General features: G+C 69.2%; 2 protein-coding genes and 1 pseudogene. 1 reads left to right on the top strand and 2 read right to left on the bottom strand.

The features are described from left to right. The coding region (locus ACFV5H_RS37735; RefSeq protein ID WP_385199179.1) for a transposase at nucleotides 1–198 on the top strand (198 nt) is incomplete at its 5' end. A 93-nt stretch (nucleotides 199–291) separates the two neighbouring features. Here ACFV5H_RS37735 and ACFV5H_RS37730 read toward each other — a convergent pair. Further along, nucleotides 292–1,249, bottom strand: a pseudogene (locus tag ACFV5H_RS37730) (NYN domain-containing protein); the annotation flags it as partial. Between the two features lie 379 nt (nucleotides 1,250–1,628). Continuing rightward, nucleotides 1,629–2,378: a transposase family protein gene (locus tag ACFV5H_RS37725; protein ID WP_385052694.1), complete on the bottom strand. Its 750-nt coding sequence runs from the start codon at nucleotides 2,376–2,378 to the stop codon at nucleotides 1,629–1,631. Nucleotides 2,379–2,588: the final 210 nt, after the last annotated feature.

The raw sequence follows: 2,588 nt of genomic DNA, 5'->3' as shown, positions 1-2,588 counted from the left end.
AAGCTGGTCAACAGCCTCAAGGGCGTCTCTTCCCGGCGGCTGCGCCAGGAGTTCCCCGACCTCGTCCGCCACTACTGGCGGGCACAACGACTCTGTTCCGGCTCGTACTTCGCCGGTTCCGTCGGCGGCGCACCCCTCAGCCTCGTGAAGCAGTACATCGAGCAGCAGAACCGGCCGCTCCGACCTGGGCCGAGGTGAACAGTGCGGATCCACGCACACAGCTGAGGTCAGAGCAGCTCTCAGATTCGCTTCACCACCGGGCTGAACCCCGGTGCACTGCGAATAGTCCCGGTAGCGGAGGAGTTCGCTGTCGAGGCAGCGGGGGATGCGGGGGTGTGTCTGGTCCAGTCGGGCCAGGAGGTCGGTGGCCTGGTCGTGCGGCAGTCGTTCGGCCCAGCGTGCGCCGAAGGTCTTTCCCACTTCGTGGGGTTCGCCGGTGACCGAGAGGTCCTGCTCACGGTCCACCCACCCTTGGTGGCCGGTGGTGAGGGCGTCCAGGAGCGGGATTTCCTCGTCGGGGTCAGTCCAGCCGGAGTCCGAGGACCAGCGCAGGGCGGCGGGGGGTGCGGCTCGTGCCAGGTCTCCCGGGGTGGGGCGGGTGTCGACAGGGGGGGGGCTGGGGTGCGCCGCTGGGCTCGGCCGGCACAAACGGCTGGGAGGGTTCGGGTGCGGGCTGTGCCGGAGCAGCCGGTGTGGCCGGTTCGGCTGCGGTGATGGCCCGGGTGAGCCAGGCGCGGTCCAGCAGGTGTCGCTCGTCGGCTTCGGCGACCAGGTCCTCGGACTGGTTGTAGGCGCCGTCGGCGGCCTGCACGGCCCACAGGTGCATGGCCACACCGTGTTCCTTGGCCGCCATCACGCCGGGCAGGAGGTCCCCGTCGCCGGTGATCAGCACGATGTCGCTTGCGGCCTTGTGTCGGGCGAGTTCGGTCAGCTGCGCGTGCATGGCGGCGTCGACGCCCTTTTGCTGGAAGCGGCCGTGGATGCGGGTGAGCATGCCCAGGCGCACGGTGACCCGGGGCATCACCCGCAGGCGCCGGTGCTCGGGCTGGGGCACCCGGTCCGGGGCCCCGTCGAACCAGTAGATCCGCAGCAGCGGCTGCCCGGTCTCGGTCTGCGCGCGGTCGCGGATCTGCTGGATCAGATCTGCGTGGTCGACACACAGGCGCGAGCGGGCGGCGTCGCCTGTCAGCAGCGTCGCTGCCGCGCCCAGAAGGTATCCGGCGTCTACCAGGACGATGCAGCGGTCCACGTGTCTTTTCCCCTCGGCCTCGTTCGGCTGCCAGTGCATCACAGCCGCTCCAGGGCGCTCACCGGTTTTGCAGCACCGCTTGACGCCGTGGGGCGGGGGTGGTCGGTGCTGGGCACGCGGTGTCCGCGGGTGCCCGGCATTGGGGGCGTCTGCGGCAGGGGCCCGGCTTAGCTTGGCGTTTAACCTCGCGGGTCACTCGTCCTGCTGACCTGCGGTTCTTCCCAGGACAGCGGAGGCGGCCGTTCTCCACGCTTCGAGATGTCGAGTCACGAAGACAAGAGAACGGCCGCTGCGCATGAGTCTGCCCGTCGATGTGCCCGGAAGCGAGGCGTTGGGCCTGTTGTCCCGCTTTCGGGTCGAGTTCTATGAGTGAGCATTTTCAGCGTTGCCTCTCCAGGGTGAAGACGGCCTTGGCGACCGACGTCATGCGGTTCGGGCTGATCCGGGATCTTCGGAAGATCCGCCAGGACTTCAGCAGCGCCATACCCCGTTCGACGGGTGCCCGGGACGCGGCCAGCGCCCGGTTGACCGTCTGCTGTGTGGGGGACAACTGCCCGCCGGGCGGCCTCCTGCGCCCGGTGGTGACCCAGGGGCCGGCGCCCTGGTAAGCGCGGTCGGCCAGGACGGGGACACCCTGGCGTTCGCAGATCCGGATGATCCGGTGAGCGCGGGCCGCGGTCAGGTCGTGGCACCGGCCCGGCAAGGCCGGGGAGATCCACAGCACCTGCCCGATCGGATCGGTCACGACCTGCACGTTCACGCCGTGCCGACGATGCTTGTGCGAGTAGTCGGCCCGGCCGTCGCCCACACGGTCGCACTCGGTGAGCGTCCCGTCGAGCAGTACGTACTCCGGTTCGTGCTCCCGCAGGACCTTCAGCAGGCCGGGTGCCCGGGCGGCCAGGAGGTCGATCACCGCGGTGGTATAGGCGTGGGCGGTGCCGACCGAGATGCCGAAGCCGGCGGCTATCTGGGCCAGGGTGTCGTGCTTGCGCAGGTACACCAGACCGACGAGCGCGCGTTGGTGCGGTGGGAGCTTGCAGCGGCGGTCACCCTCACGGGTGACGATGAGCATGGTGACCCACTCGACCAGCGCATGAGGCAGGTCGAGTGCAGCAGGATAGGAGACCAACGAGGCACCCGCGCTGATGAGTTGAGACTTCGAACACCTCCCTCAACGGCTCGGGTGCCTCGTGCGTTGCGTCTCCACCGCCGTCACCCCATCGGTGGCCTCGCTGAAAACGCTCAGTGTCTCTACCGGCGGGCGGACGCGCTCTTCGAACTCACCGACGCGGTGTTGTGTGCGGACGGGCCGGTGAAGACGCTGGTCGAGCTGTCCCTG

Source organism: Streptomyces sp. NPDC059787 (genome assembly GCF_042732315.1).
GTDB lineage: Bacteria > Actinomycetota > Actinomycetes > Streptomycetales > Streptomycetaceae > Streptomyces > Streptomyces atrovirens.
Note: the sequence above shows the minus strand (reverse complement) of the source record. Positions and strands in the feature narration are given on the sequence as shown.